Source organism: Paenibacillus stellifer, from assembly GCF_000758685.1.
Classification (GTDB): domain Bacteria; phylum Bacillota; class Bacilli; order Paenibacillales; family Paenibacillaceae; genus Paenibacillus_AQ; species Paenibacillus_AQ stellifer.
Genome location: NZ_CP009286.1, coordinates 5,387,544 through 5,402,967 on the forward strand (window position 1 = coordinate 5,387,544; position 15,424 = coordinate 5,402,967).

12 protein-coding genes are annotated in these 15,424 nt (G+C 58.2%); 5 read left to right on the forward strand and 7 right to left on the reverse strand.

Annotated features, from left to right (window positions below; genetic code table 11):
• The first annotated feature begins 51 nt into the window (after window positions 1–51).
• Window positions 52–1,455 (forward strand): MocR-like pyridoxine biosynthesis transcription factor PdxR, encoded by a 1,404-nt coding sequence (pdxR, locus tag PSTEL_RS24655; RefSeq protein ID WP_038699474.1) that lies wholly within the window; start codon window positions 52–54, stop codon window positions 1,453–1,455.
• Window positions 1,456–1,531: 76 nt separating this feature from the next.
• Here the strand turns inward: pdxR and PSTEL_RS24660 are convergent, their stop codons facing one another.
• The 5 genes from PSTEL_RS24660 to PSTEL_RS24680 form a co-directional block, all read right to left on the reverse strand.
• On the reverse strand, window positions 1,532–3,577 hold the full coding sequence (locus PSTEL_RS24660) for a putative bifunctional diguanylate cyclase/phosphodiesterase (RefSeq protein ID WP_038699476.1): 2,046 nt from the start codon (window positions 3,575–3,577) through the stop codon (window positions 1,532–1,534).
• Between the two features lie 199 nt (window positions 3,578–3,776).
• Complete coding sequence (locus PSTEL_RS24665; RefSeq protein WP_038699478.1) at window positions 3,777–4,778, reverse strand: Gfo/Idh/MocA family protein; 1,002 nt, start codon at window positions 4,776–4,778, stop codon at window positions 3,777–3,779.
• Window positions 4,779–4,850: 72 nt separating this feature from the next.
• Complete coding sequence (gene menA, locus PSTEL_RS24670) at window positions 4,851–5,804, reverse strand: 1,4-dihydroxy-2-naphthoate polyprenyltransferase (RefSeq protein WP_038699480.1); 954 nt, start codon at window positions 5,802–5,804, stop codon at window positions 4,851–4,853.
• 13 nt (window positions 5,805–5,817) lie between these two features.
• Complete coding sequence (locus tag PSTEL_RS24675) at window positions 5,818–6,561, reverse strand: DUF6081 family protein (RefSeq protein ID WP_038699482.1); 744 nt, start codon at window positions 6,559–6,561, stop codon at window positions 5,818–5,820.
• 55 nt (window positions 6,562–6,616) lie between these two features.
• Window positions 6,617–7,549 carry a prenyltransferase gene (locus tag PSTEL_RS24680; protein ID WP_038699484.1) on the reverse strand — a complete coding sequence of 311 codons (933 nt, stop codon included), beginning with the start codon at window positions 7,547–7,549 and terminating at the stop codon, window positions 6,617–6,619.
• Window positions 7,550–7,853: 304 nt separating this feature from the next.
• On the opposite strand from PSTEL_RS24680, the gene PSTEL_RS24685 reads away from it, so the two are divergent.
• The 4 genes from PSTEL_RS24685 to PSTEL_RS24700 all read left to right on the forward strand — a co-directional run bounded on the left by PSTEL_RS24685 (window position 7,854) and on the right by PSTEL_RS24700 (window position 13,273).
• On the forward strand, window positions 7,854–8,522 hold the full coding sequence (locus PSTEL_RS24685; protein ID WP_084065311.1) for an acetate uptake transporter: 669 nt from the start codon (window positions 7,854–7,856) through the stop codon (window positions 8,520–8,522).
• Window positions 8,523–8,710: 188 nt separating this feature from the next.
• Window positions 8,711–10,852, forward strand: coding sequence for a bifunctional diguanylate cyclase/phosphodiesterase (locus PSTEL_RS26545; protein WP_169744629.1), 2,142 nt, complete (start codon window positions 8,711–8,713; stop codon window positions 10,850–10,852).
• Between the two features lie 288 nt (window positions 10,853–11,140).
• A complete protein-coding gene (locus PSTEL_RS24695) occupies window positions 11,141–11,617 on the forward strand; it encodes a DsrE/DsrF/DrsH-like family protein (protein WP_038699486.1) in 477 nt (158 codons plus the stop codon).
• Window positions 11,618–11,755: 138 nt separating this feature from the next.
• Window positions 11,756–13,273: an aminotransferase class V-fold PLP-dependent enzyme gene (locus PSTEL_RS24700; protein WP_052099367.1), complete on the forward strand. Its 1,518-nt coding sequence runs from the start codon at window positions 11,756–11,758 to the stop codon at window positions 13,271–13,273.
• 536 nt (window positions 13,274–13,809) lie between these two features.
• Here the strand turns inward: PSTEL_RS24700 and PSTEL_RS24705 are convergent.
• Both PSTEL_RS24705 and PSTEL_RS24710 read right to left on the reverse strand, forming a co-directional pair.
• On the reverse strand, window positions 13,810–14,718 hold the full coding sequence (locus tag PSTEL_RS24705) for an aldo/keto reductase (protein ID WP_038699488.1): 909 nt from the start codon (window positions 14,716–14,718) through the stop codon (window positions 13,810–13,812).
• A gap of 5 nt (window positions 14,719–14,723) precedes the next feature.
• The gene (locus tag PSTEL_RS24710; RefSeq protein WP_245625024.1) at window positions 14,724–15,320 is read right to left on the reverse strand and encodes a TVP38/TMEM64 family protein; all 597 of its coding nucleotides are present in this window, start codon (window positions 15,318–15,320) and stop codon (window positions 14,724–14,726) included.
• Window positions 15,321–15,424 lie beyond the last annotated feature (104 nt).

Genomic DNA, 15,424 nt, shown 5'->3' on the forward strand with positions numbered 1-15,424 from the left:
ATATTCTCTATTTTCAGGGTACCACTTGATGCGGAAGGAGCCTCTCATCCCATGTGGATCACCATCGACAAGCATTCCGGACTGTCCCTGTCCCGACAAATTTACGGCGCCATCCGCTCCCGCATCCTTCGCGGCGAGCCTGCGGCTGGCGATAAACTGCCATCCACAAGAGAACTGTCCTCCCAACTCGGCGTGTCGCGGAATACGGTGCTCGAAGCCTATGAGCTGCTGCTTGCCGAGGGCTTCCTCGCGTCCCGGTCCGGTTCAGGAACTTATGTAGCCCAAGGTGCCGTTATGAAAGACGCACCCTTGGACCTGTTCTCCGGGCATAGGCATAGGCAATCCTCCCCCGTTCCTGTTACCGCTTCTCCCGATGCCGGGAGGCGTGAAGGGCGGGCTGTCATTTCGTTCAGAACCGGACTGCCTGAAATCGGTCATTTTCCCCGCAGGACGTGGGGCGATCTGCTGCGCACCGCCGCGCTCGATTTGCCGGATCTTGCATTTGGCTATGGAGATCCTGCAGGCGAGCCTCAGCTCCGGGATGCATTATCCCGCTACCTCCTGCAATCACGCGGCGTCTGCGTTCCTGCAGGCGGGCTGGCGATTACAAGCGGAGCCGTTCAGGGTATCCAGCTTGCCGCCAGACTGCTGCTCCAACCAGGAGATGAAGCCCTGATCGAGGAGCCCACCAACGCCGAGCTTAAGTCCATCCTTGCCTCCACGGGAGCGGTCCTGCAGGGGGTTCCCGTGGACGACTATGGGCTGGTTACCGAAGCTCTGCCGCGGCCCGGACGTTCCAGCCTGATTTACGTAACCCCGTCCCACCAGTTCCCGCTTGGGGGCATCCTTCCCATCCAGCGGCGGATTGAGCTTATTCGCTACGCCCGGGAAACCGGCAGCTTCATCATCGAGGACGATTATGACAGCGAGTTCCGGTTCGACAGCGCCCCGGCCCATTCGCTTCAGAGTCTTGCACCGGAACGGGTATTCTATATCGGAACCTTCAGCAAGATGATGTTCCCGGCGCTGAGAATCGGCTACGCAGTCATACCTCCTGCCTTTTTCGAACGATTTGCAGCGCTGAAGAAGCTGGCCGATTATCATACGCCCGTTCTGGAACAGATCGCCCTGGCCCGGTTCATCGAGGAGAGGAAACTGCATACCCATATTTTCCGGATGAGAAAAATTTACCGTGCCCGGCGAAACGCCCTGCTCGAAAGCCTGGAGACCCATTTTCCAGACCAACACCGCATTCTCGGAAGGGCAGCCGGACTGCATCTGACGGTCGAGCTTCGTACCCCGCTGCCAGACGCTCTCCCCCGGCTTCTCGAGCAGGAGGGGGTCTTCGCCTCCCAGATCCCGGGTCAACGGCTGGTTCTGGGCTATGGCCATCTGGAGAAGGATGAGATTGCCGAAGGTATTCGGCGAATTCATTCCGCGATTGCGGAGGGCTGAGCCGCAGTAAGTATCAGCATGAGCTTGAGTGATGCCGCAAAAAAGACCCGAAGCGATCGCTTCGGGTCTTCCTCTTCTATGTATGGGTGAAATGCGGCCTCACGCTATAGATGGCGGCCGTATTCTCCGTGAACCACTGTCCCAGCTCACTCACGGGCATCGGACGCCCGTAATAATAACCCTGCATGACCCGGCAGCCAAGTGATTGCAGCAGCTCGATCTGCTCCGGCGTCTCCACGCCTTCTGCGACAACCTCCATATTCAGGTTGCCCGCGATGGCGATAATGTTGCTGATAATCGCTTTTTTGGAATGCATTTTGCTCTTGCGGATGAAGACCTGATCGATCTTGAGTGTGTTGACCGGAATTTCATCGAGATTCCCGAGCGAGGAGAAGCCCGTACCGAAATCATCCAGCGATACTCTTACGCCAAGACTGCGAAGCTTGGACAACTGGGCGACCGTCTCCTCCATATTGTTCATGGCGATGGATTCCGTGATCTCCAGCTCCAGGAAATGTGGCGGCAATCCTGAACGCGATAAAGCTTCCTCTACGACTTCGTACAAATTTTCCGTCTCGAACATCCGGGCGGACATGTTGATCGATACAGCGACGGAGGCGACCTCCTCCTTATGCCAGAGCACATTCTGGCTGCACACCTCATGCAGCATCCAGTAGGTGATCGGCACGATCAGTCCCGTCTCCTCCGCAATCGGAATGAACTCGCCGGGTGAAATGATGCCGTGCTCGGGATGCCTCCAGCGCAGCAGCGCCTCCAGACCGACGGTCACGTTCATAAGCGAATCCCATTTGGGCTGATAGACGACCATGAATTCCGATCTTGCCAGCGCTTTGCGCAAATCCTTCTCCAGCGACATCCGCCGCAGCTGATGACGGTTCATCTCCTGGTCGAAGATGCTGAATTTGTTCTTGCCGGAGTCCTTGGAAGTATAGAGCGCCGTATCGGCCGCCTTCATCAGCGAAGAACGGTCCGTGCCGTGAGCAGGCGCCATGCTGATGCCAACGCTCGCCGTCACATAGAGCTCGTTGCCTTGAATCTTGTATGATTTCTTGATCTCCTGCAAAATATGCCGGGCTTCCTCAGCCGCGTCCTCGGAGCTGAAGTAAGGCTCGGCGACCAGAAACTCATCGCCCCCAAGCCGGAATACATTCCCTTTCGGACTTACGCTCTGCCTCAGCCGCTCCGCTACTTCCTGCAGAAGCATATCGCCGATATCATGACCAAGCGTATCGTTGATCGATTTGAACCGGTCCAGATCGACGAAGAATACCGCCCCCGACTTCCCAGCGAGAAACGATTCCTTGAAGTAGCGCTCCAGCCCGTGCCGGTTCGGCAGCCCGGTAAGCGGATCGCTGTAAGCCATCCGTTCCAGCACATTCCGGTCCAGAAAGACGGCGCCTCCCGAAATGCCGAACATAAACAGCGTGACAAGGGATACGCCCAGCAGGAGTATGACATCGGTCTGAATTAGCGAAGGCTCGGTGCCAGGCCAGCTGTCATAGGTAAAACGGCTCGTCGCCATGCTCGTATAATGCATTCCGCCGATCGCCAGCCCAAGCAGCAGCGCGGCGAGCAGCTTCCAGCGGCTGAAGCCGGTCGTTCCTCTGAATCTTCCAAACAGCATAAGGCTCATCCAGGAGGCGGCCACTCCGATCAGCACAGCCAGGCTTTGTAAGGCCAGCTGGTAGTCGAATCTCGCCTCCATCACCATGGAATAGATGCCTATATAATGCATAATGGCAATCCCCGCTCCAAGCAGGAGACCGCCTCCGGTATAGCGCCAAAATGTTCTGCGTGACGACAGACAGAAGGCCAGTCCCAGGTAACAGACGGCAATGCCGACCATCATGGACAAAATGGCTCTGCCGGGGGTATAGCGAACATCGAACGGCATTCGGCTGGCCATCATGCCAACGTAATGCGCGGACCAGATGCCGCATCCGAGCACACAGGCGCTCGACAGCAGCCAGAGGCTGCGCGTCCGCCGGGATGAGGAGGGCACCTGACAGATCAGATTCAACGCGGAATAGGATGCCGTGACCGCTAACGCGAACGACAGCAGTACGATCCAAATATTGTAGTGGATTCCCAAATGGTCCATAGGACGACCTCTTTACCGGTTAGTTATAGGCTGGATTGTCGCTGCGTTGAAATGCCCGCTATCCGATTTGGCCGGAAAGCTGCAATATATAAGTAGTTAGCTTATTCTACCTTGTATCCGATAGGCTGTCTAAGTAAATAATGGAACTTGTGCCCTTTTTTCGGACAGCAGAAAGCAATGTCGGAATTTAGAAACACGTTCACAATTCGACCCTTCTTCTGCCGGTCGCCGAAGCGAGGCAGGCACCCAGCAGCTTCATGTTCTGAATCGCATCCTCCGGCTCATAGAGCGGCGGCGCTTCGCCGAATACGGCGGCGGCAAACTGGTCGGCCTGCCGGGTGTACGGGTTGGCGCCGGGCGCGGCAGCCTCTCGTCGGCCATTCTCCCCGTGGACAATGAAACCGGCATCTTCCGTCCGGGCGTTGAACGGCATCGGAATCTCGATGAGCCCCTTCGTCCCGATGATTTCCAGCAATTGACGGTTATAGGCCCACATTCCGCATTCGAACAGCAGACTCAGGCCTCCCGGGAATTCGACCAGCCCTGAGGACATCATGTCCACGTTGCCGTGATCCGGAGAGAACAGGGAATGCACCGTAACGGCTTCCGGCTCGGCATCAAACAGCATACGCGCAGCCGTAAGCGGGTAACATCCGATATCATACAGCGATCCTCCGCCCCACTCGGAACGGAACCGGATATTGGAAGTGTCGGAGGCGTCATTATACGTAAAAGATCCCCGGATCGCCCGCAGCTCTCCAATTTCTCCCGACTGCAGAACGTTTCGGATCTCCTCATATCGCGGATGATGACGGTACATGAACGCTTCCGCCAGATGGACGCCGGCCTTCCGGCAGGCCTGAACGATCTCCTCCGCCTCTGCGGCATTCAGTGCTATCGGCTTCTCGCACAGCACATGCTTGCCCGCTTCCGCCGCGCGGATTGCCCACTGCCGGTGCAGATGATTGGGCAGCGGAATATACACCGCATCCACCTCCGGGTCCTGCAGCAGCTCCTCATAGCTTCCGTAAGCGCTCTTGATGCCGAACTCGCGCGCTACGCGCCCGCTCTTGTCCAGCCCCCGGCTGGCTACCGCCTGCACAACAGCGGACTCTGATTCCGCGATTGCAGGAATCACGCTCCCCGTTGCGATCTGGGCACAGCCCAGAATACCGAATCTCAGTTTGCGCCTTGTGGCCATACCATCCACTCCTTCCTGATCTCAATGGCTGCATGTATCCGTTTCATTATAAGCCAGTCCAAGGGCGGCAGGCTATAACCGAAACAGCAGCGCCATCAGCAGAACAACGATCCGGGAACCATTCAGCAGCATAAAATTCCGCACCACCAAAATAAAAGTGGCGCCCTTCTCCTGCCTTTCGGCGAACTTCGCCAGGTTGCGGCGCAGGGGAATCAGCGTTGGCAGCACCAGCAGCAGTAGCAGCGGATGTACGCCGAGAATGAGCAGGATAACAAGATCCGCGTAAGAGGCATAGTACAGCGTGCTAAACAGCAGCAGCGCATTCGGCTTCCCGATATAGACCGGGAGTGTATAACGCCGGTTCTCGATATCTTCCTCCACATCGCAGATGTTGTTGGCCAGCATGATGTTGGCGATGCAGAGCACGGCCGGAATCGAGAACCCGAACAGGAAGAGAACCTCAAGCAGGTTCAGATCGAAATGCACCCAGCCTCCCTGCAAGTCCAGGGACAGCACGGCGAGCGCATCCCCCGCGTGAATGTAGGCCGAAATGAAGATAATGACAAAGCCCATGAAGAGTCCCGAGAAGAGCTCGCCAAGCGGCATCCGGGAAATCGGCACCGGGCCGAAGGAATACAGAATGCCGATCATGAAGGAGAGCCCGCCCAGCGCCAGGACGAGCAGTCCGGTCCGGGCCACAAGCAGCAGGCCGCAGCCCACCGCAAGGACCAGCAGAATTAGTATGACGCCGACAACTACGGCCTCTTTCAGTTTGTGGCGGACGATGGGATTATGCGTCTCATAGCCGTAGCCATGAGTCCGCTGCGCTTTTTTGAAATCGTAATAGTTGTTGATGGCCGTCGTCGCCATATCGAAGCTGAGCAGAGACACCAGCATGAGCAGGAACTTCCCGGCATCGAAGCTGTGGAACCGGTACAGCGCGTACAGCGTGCCCAGGGCGAATGGAATCATGCTGGCGGCCTTTGTCTGGATTTCCACCAGTCTGAGAAAACTTCTGATATTCACCGCTTCACCCGGCCTATTCCTCTGAGGTCGTAATCGTTGAAGTTGTAATCGTAACCGGCGTCCATTCCCCGATCACGGTCTGTCCATGCACCGATACGCTGCCTTCCGGAGACAAGTCTTTCTCCGTCATGATGCCCAGCGCCACGGTGAACTTGTTCAGCTTGACCGGAATCCCGGTCTCCCGGCGCACCTCGCGTCCGTTGAGGAAGAATACCGCCTCGTCCTTGCCCCGGTGATAGGTGATCTTGTACGTATTGAACTCCCGCGGCTTGAAATCTGTGTCTTCCCTGAAAATGCAGAAATACTTCGTCCGGTCCGTCTCCGGCACCGTAACCCCGGGGAAAGGCAGAATGCCGTAGACCGTGGCGTACGTATCGTTGCCGGCGAAGAAGTCCAGAGCGGCCCCTGTCGTGAAATCAAGCAGGTTCAGCGACACATAGCCGTCATACAGGTCCCCCGGCGCCGTTCCCGAAGTCCGGGCGCGTATTTGGAGCTCGAATGAGATTTCACCCGCCTCGGGAACGTCGAACTCCTCGGCGGAATAATACATATGCTTCGCGTTGTCCAAAATCTGCACCTGATGGTGCTGGCGGCTGAGCGGGGCCCGCACATACAGGATGCCGCCGCGCACGATGACGACGGCGTTCGGCTCCCGGTATGCCCAGAACGAGCCGTCCGGCAGAGCGAAGCCCCCGGTCTTCCAAACCTCGCCTTCATTCAGAATGGTATGAAAATCGCCGATAACCCGCTTTTCCATCGTCTTCATCTTCTTTCCGTATAATGTAAGTTAGCATTTATGTTTCCCGATCAGGCTAGCTCCAATAGTTCCCGACAAGACCCTGAATAAGAAGGGCGGCGGCCATAATGGTGCCGCAGCGGATCGACGCTTGCCGCGAAGCGCCCATGAGCGGCAGATAGGCGGGAGAAGCGTTATGCCGCTTCAGCCCGCGGTAGACGCCGATCGGCCGAATCGCAGTAAGCAGCGCAAGCAGCGCGTAGACAGGCAGCACCCCGATGCCGACGCAGACGACAAGCGAGACGTAGGCCGTGTACAGCAGAATGCGCGAGAAGACCAGCGCCCGCGCTTCGCCGAGCACGACGACAAGCGTCTGCTTGCCGGCCTGCTTGTCCGCACTCCAATGCAGGAAGTGGTGATTGAACAGCAGCAGCGTCGTCAGCAGACCGACGGGCAGCGACAGAAGCACCGGCTTGATTCCGAAATGCCCGGTCTGCACGAAATACGAGCCGAGCACGGGCATCAGGCCGAACGCGACGAAAATCGCCAGTTCGCTGTATCCCTTGCCCCGGTAACCGAAGCGCAGCGGGGGCGCCACATAGAAATAGGCCAGCAAGGCCCCTCCGGCGACGAACCACAGCACCTGCCAGCCCGCATAGAACGCCAGCGCCGCCCCGCATAGAACGGCAAGCAGAAGCAGCCCCCAGGTCAGCAGCGCGAATCTCCGCTCGGAGATCAGCCCGCCGGACAGGAAGCCTGAATTGGTCGTAATAACGCCGGGTGTATTCTTCGCCTCCATATCCGCGCCGCTGCGATAGTCCCACAGATCATTCACCATATTGGAGAACAGGTGGGCCGCAGCAGCGCCGATAAAGGTGAGGATAAATAAAAAAGGATGAAACACATCCTCCCAGACAAAAGCTCCCAGCGCCCCGAGAACAACCGGCACGATCATTACAGGAATGACGCCGAACCGGGAGGCTTTTTTGAAAAATGTCCATTTATTCATTGCCATAACTCTCTCCTTCAGGCCTTATCCTGCTGCCAGTTAAGAATAATTCCAATCTACCTCATTATACACGCCCCTCCGAACGAATGTCACAATTTCCACCAAATTTCGACGGCATACGAGAATTCCAAGGATAGGCAAGCCCAGGACGATGTGATATGATTAGCTGCTGGTACGCCTGCAACACTAAATCTGTGGAGTTCGTGCGACGCTGTTCGCGCTGTAGAAGCGGTTGAATTCCTTACTGTTAGGCGTGAACGCGTACTGGAATCATAATATTGATAAAATGGAGGCTTTATTGTTCATGTCATCGCAACCCTCGTCATCCCGTTCCGCCAAAACGGCCGACGGCACGAACCACCACCCGGCGGCCCAGCCGGTCAAGATCGTTACCGCCGATCCCGGCGCAATCGGCCTGTTCGGTCTCGCCATCGTGACCCTGGTCGCATCCTCGCAAAAGCTTGAAATCACAAGCGGCCTCAGCTATGTGATTCCCTGGGCAGTCTTCCTTGGCGCTTTCGCCCAGCTCTTCGCCAGCATTCAGGATGCGAAGCATAACAACACCTTCGGCATGACCGCCTTCGCCGCTTACGCCTTCTTCTGGTTCGGCATGGCGGGAAGCTGGCTGATCAAGCTCGGCGTGTTCGGAACCGCCCTTGCTGAAGCCGTCGATCCGAAGCAGCTCGGCTTTGTCTTCCTCGGCTACCTCGTCTTCACGCTCTTCATGACGCTTGGCGCTACCGAGGCGAACAAAGTGCTGCTGCTCATTTTTGCACTGATCGATCTGCTGTTCCTGGGTCTGACCTTCGACTCCTTCGGCATCGCTGCTGAAGCCTTCCACAAGCTGGCCGCCATTTCGGAGCTGTGCATCGGCATCGTATCCCTGTATGGCTGCGGCGCCTCGGTGCTGAACGCACATTTCGGGCGGGTATTCCTCCCTATGGGTGCGCCGCTTCGCATCTTCAAGAAATAGTCCATGGCGGATCGTCTCCCTTCTTCGAAGAGACGGTCCGCTTTCCATTTTCCGCCGCTAAAATCTTGTTGACGCCCCCGCCCGCTTGAGACATTCTATATAATAATCACTATTAATTGAGTACGAGTTTATTGTATCGGAGGCAGTTCATGGCTCTCCTTAGGAAAAAGCCCTTCATTACCCTTGCTGTGTTTATCGCCTTGCTTCAAATTCTGCTATTTTACTACTACTCCCTGTCAGTCAAACAGGAAATACGGACCATCAGGGCCGATTTGTTATCCCAGGCCTCTATGCTGACCTCAAACATCGAGGAACGGGTGTCCATCGTCAGCGGCATCAGCTCCTTTATTCAGACCGTTGGCTTCGACGCGGAGCCTGCTGTCATCGACAGCTATTTGTCCACCGCATACCGAAGCACCAATCACCTGATGAATATCGTCGTCGCTCCCGGCGGCATTATCAAATATCTGTATCCTCTCACCGGAAATACAGCTGTGTATAACAAAAACCTGCTGCTCGATCCCGAACTGGCCTCGCCCGGTCTGATCCAGGAGACCATCCGCTCGCGCGCCATCACCATCGACGGTCCCCGCACCCTTGCCCAGGGCGATTACGGTCTCGTTATCCGGCAGGCGCTGTTCCAAGGCAACACCTTTCTCGGCATCGTATCCGCAACGCTGCGGGTAGACGATATTATCAGCCATTTCATGACCGGCGGCGCCCAGGTGTATGTCACCCGGGACGACAATACGTATTTGTTCGGCGCCCGGCCGGAGAGCGGGGGAACCCTCATCAGTCTTCCGGTTCATCTCTACAACCAGGACTGGGTGCTCCACACCAGCTTGACTCCGGGAAATAAAGGCAGGATGCTTCTCAGCGTATTCCTTATCGATCTCGCCTTTCTGTCCGTTATCATTTCCATCCTGTACTCACTCAGCCGGCAAAAAAAATTCAGCCGGGAGCTTGAGCATACCGTCACTATGCGGACACAGGATTTGCGAATCTCCGAACGGCTCTATGAGAAGCTGGCCCACTATGACAGCCTGACGGAAATTCCGAACCGCAGGTTCTTTATGGAGGAGTTCGACCGGCTGCTCCAGACGGCCGAGCCCGGTCAGACCTTCACCCTGCTCTTCTTCGATCTCAACCGGTTCAAAGAGATTAACGATACGCTTGGCCACTCCGCCGGAGACAAGGTGATCCGGGTTCTGGCCAGAAGGATTCACGACGCCCGGCTCCCCTGCCGGCTGTTCGCCCGCACAGGCGGGGACGAATTCGTCATGCTCTTCGAGGATCTTCCCCGGGATCGCATCCCTGAAATAGCCGAGCGGCTGGCTGACCTCGCGGCGGAGCCGCTGGAGATCTCGGGAACGTATCTGGCCCTCTCCACAAGCATCGGCATTTCCCTGTATCCCGAGCATTCCACCAAGAAAGAAGATCTGCTGAAATACGCCGATATGGCGATGTACCAGGCGAAGTCCCAGGACGGGCAGGGCTACTTCGTGTTCAATGAGCAGCTTCACGAGAAGCTTCAGAAGAAGACGATGATCAGCAAGTACCTGCTTACCGCTCTGAGAAAGCATGAATTTGTCCTTCACTACCAGCCGCAGGTTCATGCCGCCACAGGCAGGCTGACCGGCATGGAGTCGCTGATCCGCTGGAATCATCCGGAGAAGGGGCTGCTTCCTCCCGGAGCCTTCATTGCGGCTGTCGAGGAAGCCGGGCTGATGACGCAGCTGACCGATTGGGTCATCCGCGAAGTCTGCCGGCAGCTGGCCGACTGGAAGCAGGAAGGACTAGACATCCCGCGCATCTCCATCAACATCTCGAACAGCTGGTTCTACAACCGCAATCTGCTCCCGGGGCTGATGTCCATCCTGGAGGAATACGAACTTCCGCCCGAAGTGCTGGAATTCGAAATCACGGAGAGCACCGCTCTCCTGGAAGAGCACTATCCGCTTCTTCAGGAAATGCGGGACCGCGGCATTATCGTGTCGGTCGACGATTTCGGGACCAAATACTCGTCCCTCAATTACTTGAAGCATTTTCCCGTGAGCAAAATCAAAATCGACCGCACCTTCATCACCGGAATCGGCATAAGCCCCATCGACGAGACGATCATCAAGTCGATCGTATTCGTCGCCTCCCAGCTCGGCTACGACCTCGTCGCCGAAGGGGTGGAGAACACAGAGCAGGCGGCTTTCCTGATGTCGCTCGGCTGCATGAATGTGCAGGGCTACCTGTTCTACCGTCCGCTTCCGGCCGACGAAATCCGGGAGCTGCTCATGCGGCATACGGATGGACGAGCCGGCCGGATCGGCTCGCTATAGCGAAGGCGGATGTTACCCTAAGCCGCCGGGCCGCTTCTTGAAAATGTAAAGCGGCTTCGTCCCTGGAGGAACGTCACCGTCCGAGGGCCGGAAGCAGCGCATATCGGATGAATAAGGGCGCTGGTGCCCAGAAGCCGAACGCCAAGGAATGAGATCGTCATCCGAAAGACCGGACCGCCATGATTGGCGGACGGTCTTTTTTTCTGCCCAAAAACAGGGTACGCAGGGATAGCTTTCTTCCGCTGGCTCATACTAAGGTCATTCTGTTACGGAGGTGGCGATGGACATATGAGCCGGAAAATGAACCTGCTGATGTTCAGCGGTGAATACGACAAGGCGATGGCCGGGCTGATCCTGGCCAACAGCGCTCGGGATATCGAGGTGGAGGTGACGATGTTCTTCGCGTTCTGGGGTCTGTTTCTGATCCGGGACCCCGAAAAAATGACGCTGGAGGACAAAAGCATCTACAAAAAGCTGATGGATGTCATAACGCCGAAGGGACCGGAGCAGCTGCCGCTCTCCCGCATGAACTTCAGCGGTCTCGGCAAATGGATGCTGGAGGAGATGATCGAGGATCAGGATGCGCCGAAGCTTATTCATTTTCTGAAGGGGGCGCGCAAGAAGAACATCAAGTTCTACGCCTGCAAGCTGTCCGTGGAAATCATGGGCTTCAAGCCGGAGGAACTGCTGCCGGAAGTGGAAATCATCGACGCCGCGGCTTATTTGAAGGACGCGCTGGACAGCGACATGCAGTTGTTCATCTAAGGCGTAAGGCAGCTTAAAGAGGCGGCGGCTCCCTCTACTGCCTCTTTAAGCTGCGGCGGGTTGGGCATGGGCATTAACCTATTTCAGGCACCGGCATATACTGAGGCAAACGGAACCACCTTGCTGGAGGGATTGCCTGTGCTTATTTCTACCCCCGTACCGGCCTTGGAAGCGGAGGAACGGCTCGAGGCGCATTTTCGCCCATACCGCGAACGCACGGTCGGACTGGGGCACCCCATTACGACCCCATACGGCAGAAAAAACCTGCTATACGCCGACTGGACCGCCAGCGGCCGTCTGTATGAGCCGATCGAGCGGATCATGCTGGAGCGGTTCGGTCCCCTCGTCGGTAATCCGCACACGGAAGCGAACGCAACGGGCATGACGATGACCCGGGCCTATGAGGAGGCCGGTGCGATCATCAAGCGCCATGTGGGCGCGGGTCCGCGCGACGTGCTGCTGTCATGCGGCAACGGCACGACGGGAGCGGTCAACAAGCTCCAGCGTCTGCTCGGGCTCAGGCTGCCCGAGTGGCTGAGCCCGGCCGTTCTGGCGCCGGAAGAGCGGCCGGTTATCTTCGTCACCCATATGGAGCATCATTCCAATCTGCTGCCCTGGCAGGAGACAATCGGCGAAGTGGTCGTCCTGCCTCCCGGCGAAGGCGGCGCCCCGGACCCCCGGGAGCTGGACGCCGCACTGCAGGCTTACCGGGGACGGCGGCTCAAGATCGGCTCCTTCTCCGCATGCTCGAACGTGACCGGCATCGAGACGCCGTACCGGAAGCTGGCCGCCGTCATGCACCGCCACGGCGGACTATGCTTCGTCGATTTCGCGGCGAGCGCGCCGTATACGGAAATCGACATGCACCCCGAAGCGTCCGAGGAGAAGCTGGACGCCATCTTCTTCTCGCCGCACAAGTTCCTGGGCGGCCCGGGCACGAGCGGCATCCTCGTATTCGATACCGGCCTGTACCGAAGCCTCCGCCCCGACGAGCCCGGCGGAGGCACGGTGTCCTGGGTAAGCCCGTGGTACGGCCCCCGCTATTTCGCCGGAATCGAGGCGAGAGAGGACGGCGGCACGCCGGGCTTCCTGCAGCGGATCAAGGCCGCGCTCTGCCTGCGGCTGAAGGAAGAGATGCGCCAAGACAAGATCGGTGCATACGAGCGCATCCTCGGCGGGCGCCTGCTCGCCGGTCTGCGCAGCATCCCGGACATTACCGTCCTGGAGGGCGAGGCCACCAATCGGATCGGCATCGTCTCCTTCACCGTCCGGGAGATGCACTATAATCTCGTCGTCCGCCTGCTGAACGACGTCTTCGGCATCCAGGCCCGGGGAGGCTGCTCCTGTGCCGGCCCCTACGGCCATTACCTGCTGTCGATCGACCGGAAGGCCTCTCTTGAGATGGAGAGCGCCATCCGCACCGGCGACCAGTCGCTGCGGCCGGGCTGGGTTCGGGTGTCCGTGCACCCCGTCATGACCTTGAAGGAGGTCGACTATATCGTTGAAGCCCTCCGGACGCTGATCGGCCGGAAGGCGGAATGGCAGGCCGCGTACCGGTATAACCGGAAGACGAACTGCTGGATTCATCATTCCCGGGGAGATGCGGAGACGATATCCGCAGCGGAAGCGGAGACAGCGGCGATGTTCGAGCTGTAGCCAGCTGCCTATCCGGCAGGTGCTGACCACAGATGCCGCTAGGCTGACGCTGCCCAACCGGTGCTGCCGCATAGATGTCGCCCGACAGGTGCCAGCCGCTCGACAAATGCCGTTCACGGGTGCCTGCCCACAGATGCCGCTCGACATGTGCCGTCCACGGGCGCCTGCCCACAGATGCCGCTCGACATGTGCCGTTCACGGGTGCCTGCCCACAGATGCCGCTCGACATGTGCCGTCCACGGGCGCCTGCCCACAGATGCCGCTCGACATGTGCCGTCCACGGGTGCCTGCCCGACAGATGCCAGCCGCTCGACAAATGCCGTCCACGGGTGCCTGCCCACAGATGCCGCTCGACATGCTCTATCCGGCAGGCGCTGTCCGACAAGTACGTCAGGGCGTTCTTGCGGGACTTCCAATCGTTATCATGCGTGACCCGGCTGTATTGGCATGGCAAAAAGCCCGCTGACGGAAGGCTGTACATCTCCCTTCCATCAGCGGGCTTCTATGCGTTGTTCCATAACGCAGCAGCAGCAGATTTACACCCCGGTTACCATATCGAGGTCGGCCGCCTGCGCGTTCGAGATCACCTGGTTCACATCCTTGCAGCCTGGAATGACGCTGGTCACCGCCGGATGCTGCAGGCACCAGCCGAGCGCCCACTGCGCCATGTTCAATCCATGCGGCACTTCGTTAGCCGCAATCTCGGCGACGAGACGAAGCTGCTCCTCCCGCTTCTTCGCGTCATGGTTCGCCCGCACGTCGCCTTCGGCGAACGTCGCGCCGGCCTTGTACTTGCCGCTCAGGTAGCCGCTCGCGAGCGGTACGCGGGCAAGCACGCCGAGGCGATGCTCATCCGCGAGCGGGAACAGTCTCTCCTCCGGCGCCCGGTCCAGCCGATTATAGACGACCTGGATCGCTTCGGCGCCGATCCCCGGAGCCGCGCTTGTCTGATGTACGCCGTCGTTCGCGGTGCTGATGGAGACGCCGAGATGGCGGATTTTGCCGGCCTGCTTCTGCTTGTCCAGCATTGTCCATAGCCCGTCGTTATCGAACTGGGCGTCCGTTCCGGAGTGGAACTGGTACAGATCGACATACTCTGTCTGCAGCGCGCGCAGCGAATCGTCGAGCTGCTTCAGAACATCGCTGGCGCTCCACAGCTGCTCCCGCTGAAGATGTCCGTCAAAGTGATGACCGAACTTCGTGGCAACAATCCAGTCTTCCCGCTTGCGCCGGCTCAAGTAGCCGCCGATCAGCTTCTCGGACAGATGGTCGCCGTAGCATTCCGCCGTATCGATAAGGTTGATGCCGAGCTCAGCCGCCTTGTCGAACATGGCGTCCACTTCATCCTGCGTGAAATCCTTGCCCCATTCGCCGCCGAACTGCCAGGTGCCGACTCCGATTACCGAGACATTCAATTCCGTACTGCCGAGCTTGCGGTATTTCATTATCTTCAACCTCTTTCTTTAATGGATTTGATCCGTGACAAATACCCCTCCACCGACCGGACGCCCCACAGCGACAGCAGCACAAGCAGGACGACAGCCAGCAGCTCCAGCGGGTTTCGGAGGAACCGGCCCGCGTCGTTGCCGATATAGGAGACAGCGAGAACCATTATGGCTTTGCCGGAGGCGAGAGCCAGAAGATAGGGACGCAGCCGCATGCCGGCGAGTCCGGCAGCCAGATTGATGACGACAAACGGCCCGACCGGGAACAGGCTGAGCAGGAATACATAGCTGAAGCCGCTGCGCCGGACCCATTCCATGCCCCGGGCCACCTTCGGCCGTTCCGCCCATTTCCGCAGACGGTGATGGGAGGCGATGCGCCGGATGATCAGGAAGGCGGTCAGGCAGCCCGCCACAAGACCCAGCCAGGAATACAGGAAGCCGAGCCACAGCCCGTAGACGGCGGCGTTCATCCCGACGATTACAATGGTGGGCAGCGGCGGAACGAACGACTTCAGGAAGGTAAGTCCGATCCCCGGAAAAGGACCCAAGGAGCGGTATCGCTCCAGCCAGTCCCGCAAATTTTCTTCCGTAACCCAAGACATGATATCCAGTGCATACATAACGGCAGACCGCGCCCCTCTTCGGTTTCGATTCTATCCCACTCATTATACACGATCGGGAGGCGGATGGCCTGATAGAGACAGAT

Coding starts and splice junctions, on each gene's coding strand:
- PSTEL_RS24705 (WP_038699488.1), bottom strand. CDS start 14,718: ATGAAATACCGCAAGCTCGGCAGTACGGAATTGAATGTCTCGGTAATC.
- PSTEL_RS24665 (WP_038699478.1), bottom strand. CDS start 4,778: ATGGCCACAAGGCGCAAACTGAGATTCGGTATTCTGGGCTGTGCCCAG.
- PSTEL_RS24695 (WP_038699486.1), top strand. CDS start 11,141: ATGAGCCGGAAAATGAACCTGCTGATGTTCAGCGGTGAATACGACAAG.
- PSTEL_RS24660 (WP_038699476.1), bottom strand. CDS start 3,577: ATGGACCATTTGGGAATCCACTACAATATTTGGATCGTACTGCTGTCG.
- pdxR (WP_038699474.1), top strand. CDS start 52: ATGTGGATCACCATCGACAAGCATTCCGGACTGTCCCTGTCCCGACAA.
- PSTEL_RS24685 (WP_084065311.1), top strand. CDS start 7,854: ATGTCATCGCAACCCTCGTCATCCCGTTCCGCCAAAACGGCCGACGGC.
- PSTEL_RS24675 (WP_038699482.1), bottom strand. CDS start 6,561: ATGGAAAAGCGGGTTATCGGCGATTTTCATACCATTCTGAATGAAGGC.
- PSTEL_RS24680 (WP_038699484.1), bottom strand. CDS start 7,549: ATGAATAAATGGACATTTTTCAAAAAAGCCTCCCGGTTCGGCGTCATT.
- PSTEL_RS24710 (WP_245625024.1), bottom strand. CDS start 15,320: ATGTCTTGGGTTACGGAAGAAAATTTGCGGGACTGGCTGGAGCGATAC.